General features: G+C 44.1%; 17 protein-coding genes. 5 read left to right on the forward strand and 12 right to left on the reverse strand.

What is annotated here, in order from left to right:
* Window positions 1-484 precede the first annotated feature (484 nt).
* Window positions 485-1,522, forward strand: a complete 1,038-nt coding sequence (locus AC060N_RS04625; RefSeq protein ID WP_479526072.1) for a hypothetical protein — start codon at window positions 485-487, stop codon at window positions 1,520-1,522.
* Here AC060N_RS04625 and AC060N_RS04630 read toward each other — a convergent pair.
* From AC060N_RS04630 to AC060N_RS04640, 3 genes are all read right to left on the reverse strand, one after another.
* Window positions 1,517-2,251 (reverse strand): hemerythrin domain-containing protein, encoded by a 735-nt coding sequence (locus tag AC060N_RS04630; RefSeq protein ID WP_479526073.1) that lies wholly within the window; start codon window positions 2,249-2,251, stop codon window positions 1,517-1,519. The two genes, AC060N_RS04625 and AC060N_RS04630, sit on opposite strands and share 6 nt — an antisense overlap.
* Window positions 2,248-2,706, reverse strand: coding sequence for a DoxX family protein (locus AC060N_RS04635; RefSeq protein ID WP_479526074.1), 459 nt, complete (start codon window positions 2,704-2,706; stop codon window positions 2,248-2,250). Before AC060N_RS04635 ends, AC060N_RS04630 begins: the two co-directional genes overlap by 4 nt.
* 119 nt (window positions 2,707-2,825) lie before the next feature.
* A complete protein-coding gene (locus AC060N_RS04640) occupies window positions 2,826-3,785 on the reverse strand; it encodes an integron integrase (protein ID WP_479526075.1) in 960 nt (319 codons plus the stop codon).
* A 179-nt stretch (window positions 3,786-3,964) separates the two neighbouring features.
* Between AC060N_RS04640 and AC060N_RS04645 the strand changes: the two genes are divergently transcribed.
* The 3 genes from AC060N_RS04645 (at window position 3,965) to AC060N_RS04655 (ending at window position 5,762) form a co-directional block, all read left to right on the forward strand.
* Window positions 3,965-4,534, forward strand: a complete 570-nt coding sequence (locus tag AC060N_RS04645; protein ID WP_463230491.1) for a hypothetical protein — start codon at window positions 3,965-3,967, stop codon at window positions 4,532-4,534.
* A 51-nt stretch (window positions 4,535-4,585) separates the two neighbouring features.
* Window positions 4,586-4,921 carry a hypothetical protein gene (locus AC060N_RS04650; protein ID WP_463230489.1) on the forward strand — a complete coding sequence of 112 codons (336 nt, stop codon included), beginning with the start codon at window positions 4,586-4,588 and terminating at the stop codon, window positions 4,919-4,921.
* A gap of 76 nt (window positions 4,922-4,997) precedes the next feature.
* Window positions 4,998-5,762 carry a hypothetical protein gene (locus tag AC060N_RS04655; protein WP_479526076.1) on the forward strand — a complete coding sequence of 255 codons (765 nt, stop codon included), beginning with the start codon at window positions 4,998-5,000 and terminating at the stop codon, window positions 5,760-5,762.
* A gap of 81 nt (window positions 5,763-5,843) precedes the next feature.
* Here the strand turns inward: AC060N_RS04655 and AC060N_RS04660 are convergent, their stop codons facing one another.
* From AC060N_RS04660 to AC060N_RS04700, 9 genes are all read right to left on the reverse strand, one after another.
* The gene (locus AC060N_RS04660; protein WP_479526077.1) at window positions 5,844-6,035 is read right to left on the reverse strand and encodes a dienelactone hydrolase family protein; all 192 of its coding nucleotides are present in this window, start codon (window positions 6,033-6,035) and stop codon (window positions 5,844-5,846) included.
* A complete protein-coding gene (locus AC060N_RS04665; protein ID WP_479526078.1) occupies window positions 6,025-6,561 on the reverse strand; it encodes a dienelactone hydrolase family protein in 537 nt (178 codons plus the stop codon). The genes AC060N_RS04660 and AC060N_RS04665 overlap by 11 nt, the downstream gene beginning before the upstream one ends.
* Window positions 6,562-6,680: 119 nt before the next feature.
* Window positions 6,681-8,558 (reverse strand): mechanosensitive ion channel domain-containing protein, encoded by a 1,878-nt coding sequence (locus AC060N_RS04670; RefSeq protein ID WP_479526079.1) that lies wholly within the window; start codon window positions 8,556-8,558, stop codon window positions 6,681-6,683.
* Between the two features lie 270 nt (window positions 8,559-8,828).
* Complete coding sequence (locus tag AC060N_RS04675; RefSeq protein WP_479526080.1) at window positions 8,829-9,728, reverse strand: hypothetical protein; 900 nt, start codon at window positions 9,726-9,728, stop codon at window positions 8,829-8,831.
* Between the two features lie 233 nt (window positions 9,729-9,961).
* On the reverse strand, window positions 9,962-10,549 hold the full coding sequence (locus AC060N_RS04680; RefSeq protein WP_479526081.1) for a class I SAM-dependent methyltransferase: 588 nt from the start codon (window positions 10,547-10,549) through the stop codon (window positions 9,962-9,964).
* Window positions 10,550-10,663: 114 nt separating this feature from the next.
* Complete coding sequence (locus AC060N_RS04685; RefSeq protein ID WP_479526082.1) at window positions 10,664-11,029, reverse strand: hypothetical protein; 366 nt, start codon at window positions 11,027-11,029, stop codon at window positions 10,664-10,666.
* Between the two features lie 381 nt (window positions 11,030-11,410).
* The gene (locus AC060N_RS04690) at window positions 11,411-11,806 is read right to left on the reverse strand and encodes an HU family DNA-binding protein (protein WP_479526083.1); all 396 of its coding nucleotides are present in this window, start codon (window positions 11,804-11,806) and stop codon (window positions 11,411-11,413) included.
* 168 nt (window positions 11,807-11,974) lie between these two features.
* Window positions 11,975-12,442: a hypothetical protein gene (locus AC060N_RS04695; RefSeq protein WP_479526084.1), complete on the reverse strand. Its 468-nt coding sequence runs from the start codon at window positions 12,440-12,442 to the stop codon at window positions 11,975-11,977.
* A 96-nt stretch (window positions 12,443-12,538) separates the two neighbouring features.
* Window positions 12,539-13,837 carry an MFS transporter gene (locus tag AC060N_RS04700; protein WP_479526085.1) on the reverse strand — a complete coding sequence of 433 codons (1,299 nt, stop codon included), beginning with the start codon at window positions 13,835-13,837 and terminating at the stop codon, window positions 12,539-12,541.
* A gap of 496 nt (window positions 13,838-14,333) precedes the next feature.
* Between AC060N_RS04700 and treF the strand changes: the two genes are divergently transcribed.
* Window positions 14,334-15,968, forward strand: a complete 1,635-nt coding sequence (gene treF / locus AC060N_RS04705) for an alpha,alpha-trehalase TreF (protein WP_479526086.1) — start codon at window positions 14,334-14,336, stop codon at window positions 15,966-15,968.
* Window positions 15,969-16,083 lie beyond the last annotated feature (115 nt).

Raw genomic sequence — 16,083 nt, forward strand, 5'->3', positions numbered from 1 at the left:
CTATTGACGATATTTGATATCATATCAGTAGTCAGCTATTTTTTTGCTTAATCAGCTCGGAATATGAGTTTTTATGTTTTGATTTCTATATGTTTTTCAATACAATTTGAATAGTTTAGCACTTTAATTATTAAATTCAGGAGAAACCGAACCTTCTCCTGTCGTCTAACTGACCAATACTGATATTCCGATATGCGATATGGAGAGGTGGAATCGTATTTAACCTAACTCACGTCCCATGTCGAAGCGAAGAAAAAAACGGCCATCAGCGCAACAACAAAGACAGGAAAAAGCCGAACAGCGCAAAAAGTTTTACCGGAAAGTCAGGCATTTTTTCACTCTTATTGAAAAGGAACATCTATTCCGACAGATTTCCGAACGTGAATTGCAACACCTCTGGAAGTTGCGAATGCGTGCGCCAAAAATAAAACCGGAAGCCGGTTGTTCTTTATCGGCAAAACATGCTAAAATGATGACCGAAGCTTTGTATTATTACCTGGATGATTATAAGGTGGATATTCCAGATACTGATTATCAAATTAGCGCGTATGACTATCTGACTACAGGCCTGACTATTTATGCTTTCATCTTGCGAGAGCCAAATCCGAATTTCCCGAAAGGTGATGAATTTTATGAGGAAATGCGACCAATTACGGAAAATCTGTTTGGTGACGAGCTGGAGTTGATGATAAAAAAACTAAAAACAATTCTGGGAATGATCTATGACGGAATTGATATCGATCATTATCCGGTTCAGTTCGAATGGAGAGGAGGGCAAAGTGCCCATCGGGGAGTGTTTGCTGCATTTATCGTTAATAAGGTTGTAAATCCAGTCATTCATATCAAAACAGACGGTTCACGGCGACCTGCTTACCAGGTGGGTTTTGCTCTCGAACAATTTGTCCCGCTGAAACTTAAGGCTGAAGTACTACATCTCGAAACCGCGGAATATCCCGAACTATTAAATGTTTATATACAAAGTCATGCACTTCGCCGTTTGAGCGAGCGGGTGGATTTGTTAGCCCCGGGAGAGCTTCGCTGGTGTATGTATGACTCTCTCGCAGAACCAACGGTTATTCCATATCGCCATCATTCCTATTTGATTGAGTATCGTGTACTGGGATATAAAATCGGTTATCTGGTTGCCGACTTAATGAAAAGGAAGATAATTATTCGGACTTTTCTTCTGGTTACGCAGTGCGGTACACCGGAAGAACAAAAATTGTGTTCGAATACCGGTTTGTCCAAAGAAGATATTGCTTATCTGAACTTATGTAAGTTGAGTTCATTTGTCAATTCCGATATTTATGAAAATCAAACATTAAAAGTAATGTTTGAAGAGGCTGGCTGCGGTCCTGTACTCGAATTTGCCAAAGACAAAGCTAGAAAACCAGCTAAAAAGATTCCCCGGGCTGAACAGATTTTGAACTACATGAAAGCAGAACCGCCAATGTTGGAATTTGAGCTAAAAAGACATTATGCTCTCCGTAAAGAAGGAAAGTCATACGTTGCTATTTTATAGTTTTTGTGGTGTAAACTGGTTCAAATCGTATATACCGAGTTTCTTTTCGAGATCGGCTACTTTTTCCACTACACTTTCGAAGCCGTCCTGCCCGAACAATTCATGTTCTTTCTTTTCAAAATCTTCCCCCAACGAGTAAAATTCGTTTTTAGAGATAATCTTCCGTAAGGCAGGGAAAAGCACCGTGTCTTCCCGGGCTTCGTGCGGGCGGTACATCGTATTGAATGATTGCAGTAACTCAATCATCTGTTTGGTATTGTCTTCATTCGAAAGGGAATTCATGTTCGCCAGTTGGATGATTTGGGCGGTTACGTCGCGACCAGCTTTGTGCTGTTTACGCAGCGTTGCAACTAAATCAGTCAGGAAGTTGGCCTTTTCGAAACGAGGGAACAGGTAGTTTTCCTCCAGCTTTTCGTGGTAATCCTCGATAAAATCCCGAATGATTTGGGCTGAGTTGTTGAGGACCGATACATCGAACGATTCGCCAGTGGACAAGTGTATTCGGCAGGTATCGTAGATAAGTAGAATCCGGTTCAGTGCGCCGTGTTCACGCATCAGATCTTCCGGCGGAGCCACATCTTCGCCTTCTTCCTCTTCGCAACCCGGCAGGAGCCCCAAACCAGCTATTCCGGCTAGTGAGCCTAACAGCAGACCGTTTTTCATGAATTGGCGTCGTTCTTCATTCGGCTTTCCGAAAGGATGATTGGATGGTCGGTTGAATTTTTTCATGATTTCTGTTTTAATCGTTTTGATAATCGGTAATCGATCGAAATTTTGCCACTTCCGTAGAGAAGCAGATAAATAAGCAGCACCGTCATGGCAAAGTCAGTGCGGTATTCATGAGCAAAGGTCCAGAATCCCTCGTGCATCAGAATAGGCCATTTGGTAGCGACAAAGGCTGTTAGCATGATGATAAGTAGTGGAATGGAGGCGCGTCGGGTAAGGAATCCTGGAAGGATGAGCAGAGCGGAGGCAATCTCGAAGACAGCTGTGAAGTAAGCCCAGAATTCTGCATGGCTAAAACCAATTCTCACAAAACGGCCGGTTCCCAGGGCATCTGGGAAAAGAAACTTCTGGATTCCTTCTGATAGAAAAATAAGTCCGACAGTTAACCTGATGAGAAGTGCGCTGTTGTTGTGAACGGTTACGAGGAGCCGGTTAAGAAGGTTATTCTTTTCTGACATAGCAACATGGATGTTTTTCAACGACTGGTCAAATCGTTATATACGCAAGTTGCTTCAGGTGCGATTCATTGTCAGTGGTATAACAGGTTGGCAGGAGATCTGTTCAGATGTTAGTGTAGTTATATATCAAGAGGACTGCGCACAGTGAATTGATTGTTGTTGAGTACTTGCTTGTATACCATGGTATTCCGAATGTCTTTGTGTCCCAGCAATCGTTGAACCGTTTCGATGCAGTAACCGTCTTCTAAAAGGTGAGTGGCAAAGCTATGCCGGAAAGTATAGCAGGAAACATGTTTGGAAATCCCGGTATGGCGTACCGCTTCTTTTACGGCTTTTTGCAGGTAATTTTCATGAATGTGATGCTGTAACAGCTTTTCTGTTCCGTTTTCGGCGTTCGGTTTTCCGGAAGGAAAAAGGTATTGCCAGTCCCATTCCATCGCTACTTCCGGATGAGTGTTGCGGATGTTTTCCGGAAGGTTGGTGCCTGCAAAGCCGGGGATTAATTTGTTTTCTTCGAATTGGATACTGATCTTCTGAATTTGCCTGGATAATCGTGGAATGAGTAACGAGGGTAACAAGGTCTTTCGTTCTACCTTGTTGTTTTCGTCCCGGACAATGATTTCTTCTTTCTCTATATTGATATCACGAATACGCAAGCGCAGACATTCGTTCAATTTCAGTCCACTGCCGTAAATCAACGATGCCATCAACCGGAACTCTCCCTGCAGGTCGTTCAGAATCTCCTGCACCTCTTCACGAGTCAGAATCGTTGGTAGTTTTTTCTTGATTTTGAAATGTTTCGAATGGAAATCATCGAAGGGAATATTCAACACTTTGGTATACAGAAAAACAAGTGCATTGAGTGCCTGGTTGCGGGTCGAGGGGGAAACACTGCGCTTTTGGGTTAGGTAGTCCAGATATTCTGTTACTTCGGGGGCACCCATCTCTTTAGGGTGTTGCTTGTTATTGAAGATGATGAAGCGGTATATCCAGGCCAGATAACTCTTTTCGGTGCTGCTGCTGAAATGGTTTTCGCGGATGATATCCCTGACTTCATCTAAAAACTCAGTGTGCTCCATGGGATAACCATTTTGTGCATATTACTACAAATCTAAGCTATTATCCAACAAAAAGCTACCTTCTGACGATATATCTCATACTATGCTTTTTCATTAGCCTATTGATTGCCGCTGTTTAGTGTTGTATATTTAATGGGTTCGTTAACAGAGGAATACGAACTAAGATAAGGAGGCGATTTATGTCGAAGCTGGTTGAGCATTTTAAAAAAGGTACGTTCGAAGAACAATACTGGATACCGGCACATAACGAACGAAGAGAGTCATCTCTTTTCCGAAAGAATAAAAAATTTATACGTGATGAATGCGGCGCACCCTGTTGGGTATGTGGAAAGAAGGAAGACCGGGAAGTTCATCACGTTTTTGAATGGGCCTTCTGGAATGCGCTTTCCCCCAGAAAAGTAACCAATATTCTCAACGCTATAGAATTTTACGACGAAGATTACATCGCTTCGGCTGACGACCCCAAAAAACTACATCAGTACTTAACAGAACTCTCAAAAACCAAAAAATTTCTTGACACTCCCGACGATGCGCGTAACCTGGTGGTTTTATGCCGGGAGCACCACCGGTTGAAATATACCGGCATCCATACCATCTCGTTCCCATTATGGCTGGCTATTGCCGGAGTTCCCTCGGAAGGCGGAATTCTGACCCGCGAACAAGTCACGACCGCAGTAGCCCGCGTTTCGAAAATTGATGAAGAGCTGGCATCGTATGCCGCGAACAATTACACACCTCACCGGCTGTAAAGTCTGCAGGTTTTGTCTTAGGTGCTTTGCTTCCGGAAGGTTGATAAGGGAATGTTTAACCAAAAGAAAGGAGTATGGATCATGCGTATCATGATGATTGTCCGGGTGCCGCACTCAAAATTTAATGCTGCAGTCGGAGATGGAAGCGTTGAGTCGAAAATGAAAACCATCCTGGACGAAACAAAACCGGAAGCAGCTTATTTCACTGAATTGGAAGGTCTACGGGCTGTAGTTATTCTGGCTAACCTGGAAAAAGCTTCGATGGTTCCTGCGCTGGCAGAGCCCTGGTTTCTGGCATTTGAAGCCAAAGTGGAATTTCATGTGGTGATGAGCCCCGAAGAATTGGGACAAGCTGGTTTGGATAAGATAGGCTCTCGTTGGGCTTAGAAGCATACTCGTTCATGCCCGAATCTATATGCGATAAAAGATTTTTATTTCAACAAGTAACCAAAATAGAAGCATTATGAAAAAAAGGACACTGCTAATTAGTTTAATGGTCGTTTTTATGTTCGGCCTTACAGCAAATGATTTGTTTGCCCAGTCGAAGAATTTGGCTAAGGTATATTATGTCAAAGTAAAAGATGGTGAAAGTGGATCTTTTCAAACGGCTCTGAAGCAACATGCTCAATGGCGGATGGACAATGGTGATCCCTGGAACTGGAATATTTATCAGGTGGTAAATGGCAAGAACATGGGAGATTTCATTATCCGTTCAGGCGGTCATAGCTGGGCTGATTTCGATAGCTACGAGGATTTTAATGCTAAGGGATCCGCTGAGTTTGTAAAGAATGTAAGCCCGTACATAGCCAAAATTACGAGCGAAATATCAGCCAATGATACGTCGCTTGTGAATTGGTATCCCAATGGCGACGAGGTGAATCTTATTCAGGTATACGCCTATAAGTTGAACCCCGGGCATGGAATGGATTTCTATAATGCCATTAAAGCGTATGGTGACGCGATTAAAAAGGAGGGGAGAAAGGACTATTATGGTGTCATCTGGAATGTTAACGGAGGTTCAGCATTGGTCGTTGATCTCGTTTTTCCCTATAAAAACTGGGCAGAAATGGAAGGACCGAAAGAGAAGTGGAGAGATTTTACCAAACGCGTTTTGGGAGAAGAGAAAGCAAAAATGGTGCGTGAAAAACTCATGAATAGTTATTCAGATGTTTATGGCTATGTGGTTCAGTGGCGGAAAGATTTGTCGGTGAAGGCAAAAGGTATGTAGAAAATAGAATTTCAGAACTCAGATGTGTAATTGAATCGATGAAAACAGGGCAGTGATTTTGCATGCTGCCCTGTTTTATTTTTATACAAACATCTCTTCAAAGAAGTCAGCCATGGCTTTCCAGGCTCTTTTGCTTGATGTGGGTTGATAGAATAAACCTCTTTCGGGTGCGTTGGCTTTTGGATTGGTGAACGCGTGCCCGGTATGTCCAAAGGCGTGCATCTGCCAGTCGGCCTTCCTTTCGGTCATTTCATTGGCAAACTCAACGAACATTTCGGGTTTTTGCCATTGGATCTTCCCAGCCGTGCAGCACGAGGATCGAAGCTTTTATTGGATTTTCTTCCGGAAGACCGGGTTTATCAAACATGCCGTGGAAGCTCACAACGCCTTTTACATCGGCTCCCGACCGGGCCAGGTCGAGTACACATTTTCCGCCGAAGCAAAATCCGATAGCGCCTGTTTTTGTTACATCTACTTCCGGATGGTTCCGCAGCGTTTTCAGCGAAAGCTCCATCCGTTTCAGCAGCAAGGCGCGATCGTTGTTGAACTCGGCCATTAGCTTTGCGGCTTCTTCCGGATTGGAAGCCCGGCGCCCTTTTCCGTAAATATCGATAGCCATTCCTACGTAGCCCAGTTCAGCCAGTTCAACCGATTTTCCGGTTTCGAAATCGGATTGACCGCCAAAGGCATGAGCAATGAGGATGCCCGGTTTTTTCCCGTTAAGGGAATCGTCCCAACTAATTTTCCCTTCGAAGGTCTGGGCTGCATCGTGGTAAGTAATTGTTTCCGTTTTTATCATGGCGCTATTAATCTTATTTAATGAACTGTTACAGCTCATAACGATAGTTTCCGCCGGTAGGTTTCCGCTGAATTGTTAATTCTCATTAAATGATATCCGGAGACTTGGTGGTTTTGACCTTAGTTTTTTGTGTCGTCTTTTTTCACTTTTACATTGAAATCCGGAGCTTGATAATTGTCAGGCAGATGATTTTCCGGAATGGTGGTCCGGTTTCCATCACGCTGTGCCCGGTAGTGTGGAGACATGATTTCTATTCCCCGTTCGTTGCAGATGTCCTGGATATTCTGATGAAGGCCGGAATAAATGATAGCCTGCGAACTGGCTTCTTTGGTATAAGCATTTAATTGGTACGAAACGTAGAAATCGTCGAGGCTGGTTTGCAGTACGAATGGTTTTGGCTCTTGCAAGATCATATCTGTTTTTAAGGCGGCGTCAATCAATGCCTGGTGCATTTTCTCCCAGGAAACATCGTAGCCAATGGTTACCGTGGTGTGAATAATCAATCCCACATTTTGGGCATACGAACTGTAATTGGTTGTATTCCCGGTAAGGATAGAGGAATTCGGAATGGTAATTTCTTCGTTTTTGATGGTTTTAACACGCGTAACCAGCAGCGTTTTTTCAACGACATCGCCCGATATGTCGCCAATTTTTATCCGGTCGCCAATTTTAAACGGGCGCATGTAGGTAATCACCAAACCGGCAATCATATTGGCAATGGCCGACGATGAACCCAGTGAGAACAGAATTCCAATGAAAACTGAAACACCTTTAAAGATGGGTGAATCGGAGCCGGGCAGATAGGGAAAGATGAGTACAAACGTAAACGCATACAGCAGAAATCGGACGATGCCGTAAGTAGGCATAGCCCAATCAGCGTGAAATCCTGAAAGTTTTAGCTTTTCTGATTCGATCTCGGAAAAAATGTATTTCACAAACCGAATGAAATACTTCATGACAAAATAGATGGCCAGGATGCTGAACAGATTGGGCAGATAATCCCATATGGCGATAAATACCCGTTTAAATGGAGACCAAATCAATTGAAAAAGAGCATCGGCCCAGCCCCGGGTAAAGGGGAAAATGCTGAACATTAAGGGGAACGCGATATACAATAGCAAGGCAATAACAAACCACCGGAAAATCTTAACAACAAAGAGAATAACCTTAAACTCCTGCTCGCTTGAAAGAAACGTGTAATCTTTGTACGAAAGATCTTTCAGGTATTTGTCTTTATTCCTTTTAACAGCGAATATTAATTTCTGGTGAAAACGGCCGGTTAACCAGATTAGAAACCATAGCGAGGCCAATATCAGAATAACCAGGCCAATCCGGATGAGCAGTTTAGACAAGCTGTTCTCTTTCTTTGCGGCAGCGATGGAATTCCGGATAATGGAAGCGTAGTTACTGGCTAAAATCTCTGCGGGACGGTTGTTCCATAACGCATCAGTTTCGGAAACGCTCATAATGATGGTTTCGCCATAAACGATATCAATCGTATTTTCTGATTTTACCGTGATAATGGAATCAACTTTCAGAAAATCGTTGTTGTATAAATTTTTGATTTTCCCCGAAATATTGACGGCCCGCTCGTGTGGTGTTGAAGCTCCGATTTTAGCATAAATGTAAAACAGGGTATCATTCATGACTCCTGTTACCGGCTGCCCTTTAATGTATTGCCTGAGCGAATCAATTCTGGCCTTTTTCTGCATTTCCTGCAATTGATTCCGGTCTGATATCTCTTTCAATTGCTGAAGCAGTTCTTCCTTTTTCAGATTATCGGTGGTCTTTAGTGAATTGAGTTGATTTTGCAGTTCGGCGCTTTTCAGCGAGTCGGCCACCCGTTGTTGCTCAATCTCATTTAGCTTTTTCTGATAGCTCAACATCAACGCATGGTTGAGCGAATCCTGCTTTCGTAAGCTGTCTGTCTGCGCAAAACTGCTGAGGGAAAAGAATAACGCCAGGTTAAAAACGATGATTCTTCGAATGAGGCCCATGTTTTGGTTTTTTAAGTAACGAAACACTAAGTTATTAAACTGTTCCTTTACAAATCAATGTTTTTGACGGTTGTCATCAAAATATTAACGTCAAAACAGATGGGATGTTCCGTTTGAGAACCAATCGTGTTGTAATATGTGTTGATATCCGGAGTTTTGTTTTGGGCTTGTCTTTTTCAGGAAGGCAAAAAAAAGACCAGCGAAAGTGAATTCACTGGCCTTTGTCCCTAAAAGGGTATAGTTGATAGTTAGGCAATTGGTTCTTACCCGTTATTTTGTCAGTTGTTCCAGCATATCCTTGATGTTGCCCGGGGTCGACATGATTTTGGTAAAGGTTCCCATGGTCAGGTCAGGAAATGCAATCGCAATTCGGTACCGGCCGTGAAGCATCAGCACCTGGTTGCCGTCCACCAGCACTTCGTAAGGCAGAAAAGCGGTATGTTTTGGGTCGCTGATGTCGATGGTCGGAAGAAAGTCGCTTTCGCCGTCTTCTCCCGAAAGGGCAAATCCGTACAGGGTTAAATCCTTGCCGGGAATGGTGACCTTGTAAACTTCTTTCACATTCGGCACGCCTTTGTCGACTGATGAGTTGACTTTGTTTAAAGCAGTTTGGTAATTATCAAATTCACCCAGTTCTACCGTGTCGTCAAAGCGGGGCATCCCGATCATGTAGTGGTACTTGTGCAGGTCTTTTATCGACAATCCTTTTTCCGAGCCGAATGGTTTTCCCACGAAAGTGCCGGTTGCTTTCATGGCGCTTTCCAGGTGAGCCGTTAATGCAGCGTAATCAGACGCTACTTTGTCGTAATCATCGCGGAAGTAGGCGTTTCCCCAATATTTCGGGTTGGTATAGGTGACCAGCGTCTTGCCGTCTTCTTTCGTAATGGCTACGCGTAGTGTGGAAGCAAAGCCGGTGAGGCCGCCAACAGTTTCCACCGCTTTTTGTAACTCCGGCGAGGTAACAACCAGCAGCCAGCGGTTGGCATCGGCAGCCGGTTCGTATTGTCCCACAACCTGAATGCCGTTTTGTTCCAGGTTTGATGCCACTTTCCCTTTGAGGTCAGCTACGCTTTCAGTCGATTCCACCCCGAGGATGTAGGGTTTCAGGTTTTGAGCCACGGCCCATTGGAAAGACAAGAAGGTCAGCAGGATAATTCCCGTAATTCTCATGATAGGTTTGATTTAAAGGTTATGATTTTAGTTATCCATGTAAAAATATATTTAACCTTTTAAATAGTTATGTGATTTCATCATTACCCGCATGTGTTTGATAGCATAAGCTTATGGAAGAGTAGTAAAGTAGGAGTCCAATGCAGAATTTTTGCCTGTAGGGCATTAGGTATTGTAAGACGAAGCTGGTAAGGGGATTTGTTACTTCGGAGGAGTTACACAAAGAAAGAGTATTATTCTTTCCGGAAATTAGCAGTGTAATTTCGTTCGGTACCGTGAATTTTGTCTAACGTGAATCCGGCACTTTCACAGATTGCTTTAATTTCGGTCGTGCTCATTTTGTCGGGGTCACCGGCGAGTTCTGATATGGAGAGGATGCCGCCCTTTCTCAATATCCGGAGGAATTCTTTGAGGTAAGCCTTCTGGTTTTCGACTTCGCCAATAACGGTCACCATAAAGATTCGGTCGAAATGGTTGTCCGGGAAGGGGAACGTTTGGCCGTCGCACAGCGAATAGGACACGTTGTTGAAGCCTCTTTTGTCGACGCGCTTTTTAGCGTAATCGAGCATCTCCTGCTGAATGTCGGCGAGTACCAGTTCGCCGTCGGGAATGGCTTTCGCCACTTTCACACTAAAATAGCCCGGTCCGGGACCTACTTCCAGTACTTTGGACGATGGATTCAGTTCGAGACGTCTGATAAGTTGCCTGGGAGAAAGAAACATGTTTCGCAAGGGAATCAGCAGGGTAAACGCCATTTCGTGAGGAAACACGCCTTTGCCAGCCAGCCTTCCGGCAATGTCTTTTTTCTCTTTCTTGCTCATGACTCTAATATTCCGAAATTCCCGAACCGAAAGTTACAAAATTTTGTGTGCAACAATTAGATGTTGCACAAAGAGAGATTCCGGAAAAAAGGGGAATGAAGAGATGTTAACTACTTATCTTTTCACAAATGTGAGTAGTTCCAGGGGAAAAGTAAAACAATTCTTATTGGAGAAATCAATCGTGAGCCGACTACCGCTAATGGTATATTTGTGTTTGGTGGGTGGTACCGCAATGAAAGATTCTCCAACGTACTGAATTTCTATTGAATCTTTTTCGAGCTGGTAACGATAGGGTTCGTGGATATTTTTGTTCGATTTATAGAAAGTATCATCATCCGTGAAATCGAGAATGTCGTCTGTGCTGGTCGATACCCACACACCCAGAATTTGTTTCTCCGGGGGGAGGTCATCGTCTTTTTTGCACCCCGATTGTGCAGCGATGAATAAAAGTAATCCGAGCAGAATGGTTCTTCCAATCATGGTTTTGCATTTTAATTCGTTTAGGTACCTGTAAGATGAGATGGTGCTTTAATTCGTTGCGGGAAATGTTTCGTTTTCAGTTTTTAAGAAGATCAAATGTTCGTTCTGAGTCAAATTCCTGGATTTTTCTTTCTACATGCCTTGATGTTTTGAAAAAATATCAAGACTTTATTTTTAAACGTCTTGACATTTAAGGGGAAACATCAAGAGATTTTGGTAAAAACATCAAGAGATTTTATAATAATGTCTTGAGAAAAATAAAAAAGGTCTAGACTTTTTCTTGAAAGATAAAGACAAAATAAAAAAAGCTCAAGACCTTTTTGTTGTATGGTCCTGAGCTTTTGGATAAAACTAATATTCAACTATCTGAAATAGCTGACTTTATTCTGTTCCATCGTGTATCTTAACGTATTCGGCTCCACCCAGTTCTTTTTTGAACAGTTTACCGGGGCGGAAAATTACCTTGGAGCCATCTATTAAGCTGGCATTGAATTCTTCTTCACTTTCGGCGGGCTGGCTTTTGGCCGAAAGTCCCATGGTGCCGAAATCACCCAGATCGACTGTATAGCCGTCGGTTAGGGTTGTGGGGACAATTTGCAGGAAACCTTCGATAACCGATAATACATCCATTTCGTTGAGGGAAGAGCGGTCGGCAATTTCTTTCGCAATAAAGCGATGATTTCTGCGTCCTTTGCTGTTGATCGACGCATAATACTTGGGATCAGCGGCAACATCTCGCGGATTTTTCCGCGGTATCACCTTGTAATTGATACTCATTTGGTTAAAAATTTAAGTTAGTAAAATAGGAGTCTATCCTGGTATTTGTCTCTTCAAGTTAGCATAATAACTATTTAGAGTCAATTTAAATTCTTAACGGTATGGATATTATGATCGAGTGAATAATGAACGAAGAGGTTTTATGGTCATTAATCGTTTTTTAGCTTTTCAAGGTGTCACCCGGATATACCTGATGGGTGACTGGCTGGGATCAGCGCTGTCTGTCCCAAGTCCAAATGTATTATTGTCAATAAATTTCACTTTGTAGTCTTGCGTGGTATCCAGCCCGTATAGTGAAAACAATTGGCTGGCAATTTTCTTTTCGGTCAGAACAAACTCAAAATTGGATGAGCGACCAATGCCGGTTACCCATGTATCTCCCACGTTGACAAACAAGTCGACATATTTGTTGTCATTTAGTTCTACTACTTTGCCCACGAAATTACCATTTTTATCCTCGGTGATTTTTATTTTAATTCCGTCGAACATGGTTCTCCCCTTGAGTTGCCACGTTCCCTTAAAATTGTCGATTGGGGTTTTATGAAGAAGATTTGAATCGCAACTAAAGAACAGAAAGCTAACGAGAATAATCGTGATCGCTTTCAAAGCTATTGTTTGAGGCTTTTGCTTGAGCATGAGTAACAAAGTATCAAGAATGAAAAATCAAATTTGCTTTCCCAATTTATGAAAAATTAGGTTTGGGGTACTTGAACCGGAAAATGTTTATGGGGGCTATTGTTTTCCGGAGCGAATCCCCATTTCCTGGTACACTGGGAAGATGCCTTCCTGGATTTTGGGAAGTTGGCGGGCAAACAGAAGGGCTCCCAAAACGACAGCCACACCGCCAATCGTTAACGTCAGCGGGGCACCGACGGCTTTGGCTACAGCGCCGGCAAATAAACTACCGAAAGGCGCAGTACCCATAAAAGCCATGGCATAAAAACTCATCACGCGGCCGCGCTTGCTATCGTCGACCACGGTTTGAATCACCGTATTGCTGGAGGCCATAGTGAGCATCATCCCGAGGCCGGTGATGACCATCAGTGGCATCGACAACCAGAAAAACCGGGACTGTGAAAAGGCAATCAATCCCAGGCCAAAAACGGCAGCGGCGACCGGAATAATGCGCTCCAGCCCGGCGGCATTCTTACGCGAGGCCAGGTACATGGCCCCGGTGATGGCTCCCAGGCCGGTAGCGCCCATCAGGAAACCAAACGTATGCGAGTCGCCGTGAAGAACCTCCTTGGCAAAAACCGGCATTAGCACATTGTAGGGCATGCCCATCAGGCTGACCAGTGCCAGTAGCAGGATGATGGATTTGATGGGTGCAAAGCCAAACGTGTAGTGATATCCTTCCTTCAGTTCTTCAATGACACGTGTCGTCTTTTTCCTGATTTCACGCGGAGTGACCCTCATCTTCAGCAACGAAGCGATGACCACCAGGTAACTCAACCCGTTGATGAGGAAGCAAACACCTTCTCCGGTAACGGCAATCAGCACGCCCGCAATGGAGGGTCCCAGTAACCGGGCACCGTTCACCATGGAGGAGTTCAGGGCAATGGCGTTGCCTAAATCCTGCTTCTTCTCCACCATCTCTATAACGAAGGACTGCCGGGCCGGCACATCAAAAGCATTGATGAGGCCAAGCAAAATGCTGAGGGCAATAATATGCCAAACCTGGATGATGCCGAGAAAGAAAAGCAGCGCCAGGGTGAGTGCCTGTAACATGGCCAGTACCTGTGTCGCAATAAGAATGTGATAGCGGTTACGGCGGTCGGTAATAACGCCGGCATAGGAGGCCAGCAGGAAAGTAGGGATTTGGCCGGCAAAGCCGACAACACCTAATAGAACTACTGAGCCGGTCAGGTGATACACCAACCATGGCATGGCGATGCGCTGAATCCAGGTACCGATGAGTGAGATGCTCTGTCCCCCGAAGAAAAGCCGGTAGTTGCGGTATTGCAGCGAACGAAAGGTATTCTTTAGTCCCTTCAGGGTTTTCGACCAATGTCTGTTTCCGGGTGTATGCATAGAAAAGAAGTTCCATTCTCCCGGTTGGTTTTTCTTCGGTAAAACACAAAATGTTTAAGCCGGGGGAATGAAACCTCAAAATTAGTCATTCCCGCTTCATGTTGTCCTCTGTGGTCGTGCATTTCATATTATGCTTTTGTTAATTGGAGGTTCACGATGCCTCGTAGTCAATTGAAAGTTTTTTACATAAAGTTACATTGCGAGTAAAGGTGTCTATTGGTCTGTTTTTTAGTTGATAACATAATTAATTATTCTTGAGGACGGAAAGTGTCCATTGGAATTCCTGCTTTCGACTGTTTTTTTTGCTTGAGATGTCGTATTTTTGGTTCAGAAGTTTCTGGTAGGATGTATTGTAGGAGCAAACAAAGTTTTGCCGGAAGCTTTGGATTAAGGAAATAAACGTACCTAATTACCCAAATGTTCTGTTATCACTAGTTTGGTAAACTCTCCCGACATGGGGTAGGTACAAGGCAATTTAGGAGTAAATATTGAACATATGAGAAATTCATTTGCTTTCCGGCAGGCAATCCACCGACCATTTTTCTGGCTGTTGTTAACCTTGTTGGTTGCGTCCGCGACCAGTTGTCAGAAACAAACCACTCAACCCGTCGATGTCGGCACGCCTCAGGCCCTTTATGGACAATTATTTTACGACGTACAAAAGTCCGACATCTTCCCCGACAGCAAAACTTTCGTCGATTGTGTTCCGAAGGAATCTCCGGCGGAGATTCGAAAAGCCTATGAAACGGTTGCTGATAAGGACGATACCAAAGTGCTGAAGCAGTTCGTGGAGAAGCATTTTATTATCCCGACCTATCATCCAATCAGTAGCCCCGACACATTGCCTATCCGTGAACATATCCGGAATCTGTGGTCGGTATTGCTGCGGCAACCCGATGTGGCGCATTCCGGAACACTTATTCCGTTGCCTAACATGTATGTAGTGCCTGGCGGTCGTTTCCGCGAGGTGTACTATTGGGATAGCTATTTTACGATGTTGGGACTGGCAACCGATGGTCGGGTTGATATCATTAACTCGATGATTGATAACTTTGCTTACCTGATTGATACCATTGGATTTATCCCAAACGGTAACCGGACATATTATCTCACCCGTTCGCAGCCATCTTTCTTTGCGTTGATGGTAAGCCTGTTGGCTAGATTGAAGAAGGATGACTCAGTGTACGTGCACTATTTGCCTTACATGGTTGAAGAGTATCGGTTTTGGATGCACGGAGCCAATAATGTTAGCGATGCCCAGTCCGCTTGTGGGCATGTCGTTCGGATGGATGACGGAACTTTGTTGAACCGGTATTATGACAAAGGGGACTTCCCTCGTTCAGAAGCTTATCGCGAGGATGAGAAGACGGTAAAAAAGGCGTTGGCTCTTAATCCATCACTGGATACATTGAAAATGTACCGCGATATTCGATCGGCTGCTGAATCGGGATGGGACTTCTCGAGCCGTTGGCTGAAGGAAGCTCCTGACGGTAGTTTCCCGCTGTATACCATGCATACTACGGACATTGTTCCGGTCGATCTGAATGCGTTGATGTACAACATGGAAAAGACCATTGCTCACGCTTACAAGCTGAAGGGCGATTCGACTTCCTTTGCCCGGTATGAGCAAAAAGCACAGAATAGGCTGGAGGCATTGAACCAGTATTGCTGGAATGCTGATAAAGGATACTATTTCGACTACGATTATACCACGGGAAAACAGACAGGCATTGTTTCGCTGGCCGCTGTTTACCCGCTTTTCTTCCACATGGCTTCCGCCGAACAAGCTGCCGGAGTAAAGAAAATGGTTGAGGACGAGTTGCTGAAGGCAGGTGGTGTGGCCACGACACCCTATAATACCGGTCAGCAATGGGATTCACCCAATGGCTGGGCGCCACTGCAGTGGATGACCATTCAGGGACTTCGCAATTATGATTTTAACGCATTGGCGAACGAAATCAAACAACGCTGGATGAAGGTGAATGAGGAGGTTTATCACAAGTATCACCGCATGGAAGAGAAATACAATGTGGTCAATCCGGAAGTGCCCGGTGGTGGTGGCGAATATCCCAATCAGGACGGTTTTGGATGGACGAACGGAGTGTACCAGCGACTGGCTGCTGAGAAGTGACCTTTTTTTATATGTTGCTCGTTATCCCAAATTAGCTGTTCCGTTGAACAGAATAGATAAGGAATGATTTTTTTCGACAACATAAAGATTTTAATTAACTTACCAACTTTAACCT

Source organism: Prolixibacter sp. DSM 2831, from assembly GCF_056493735.1.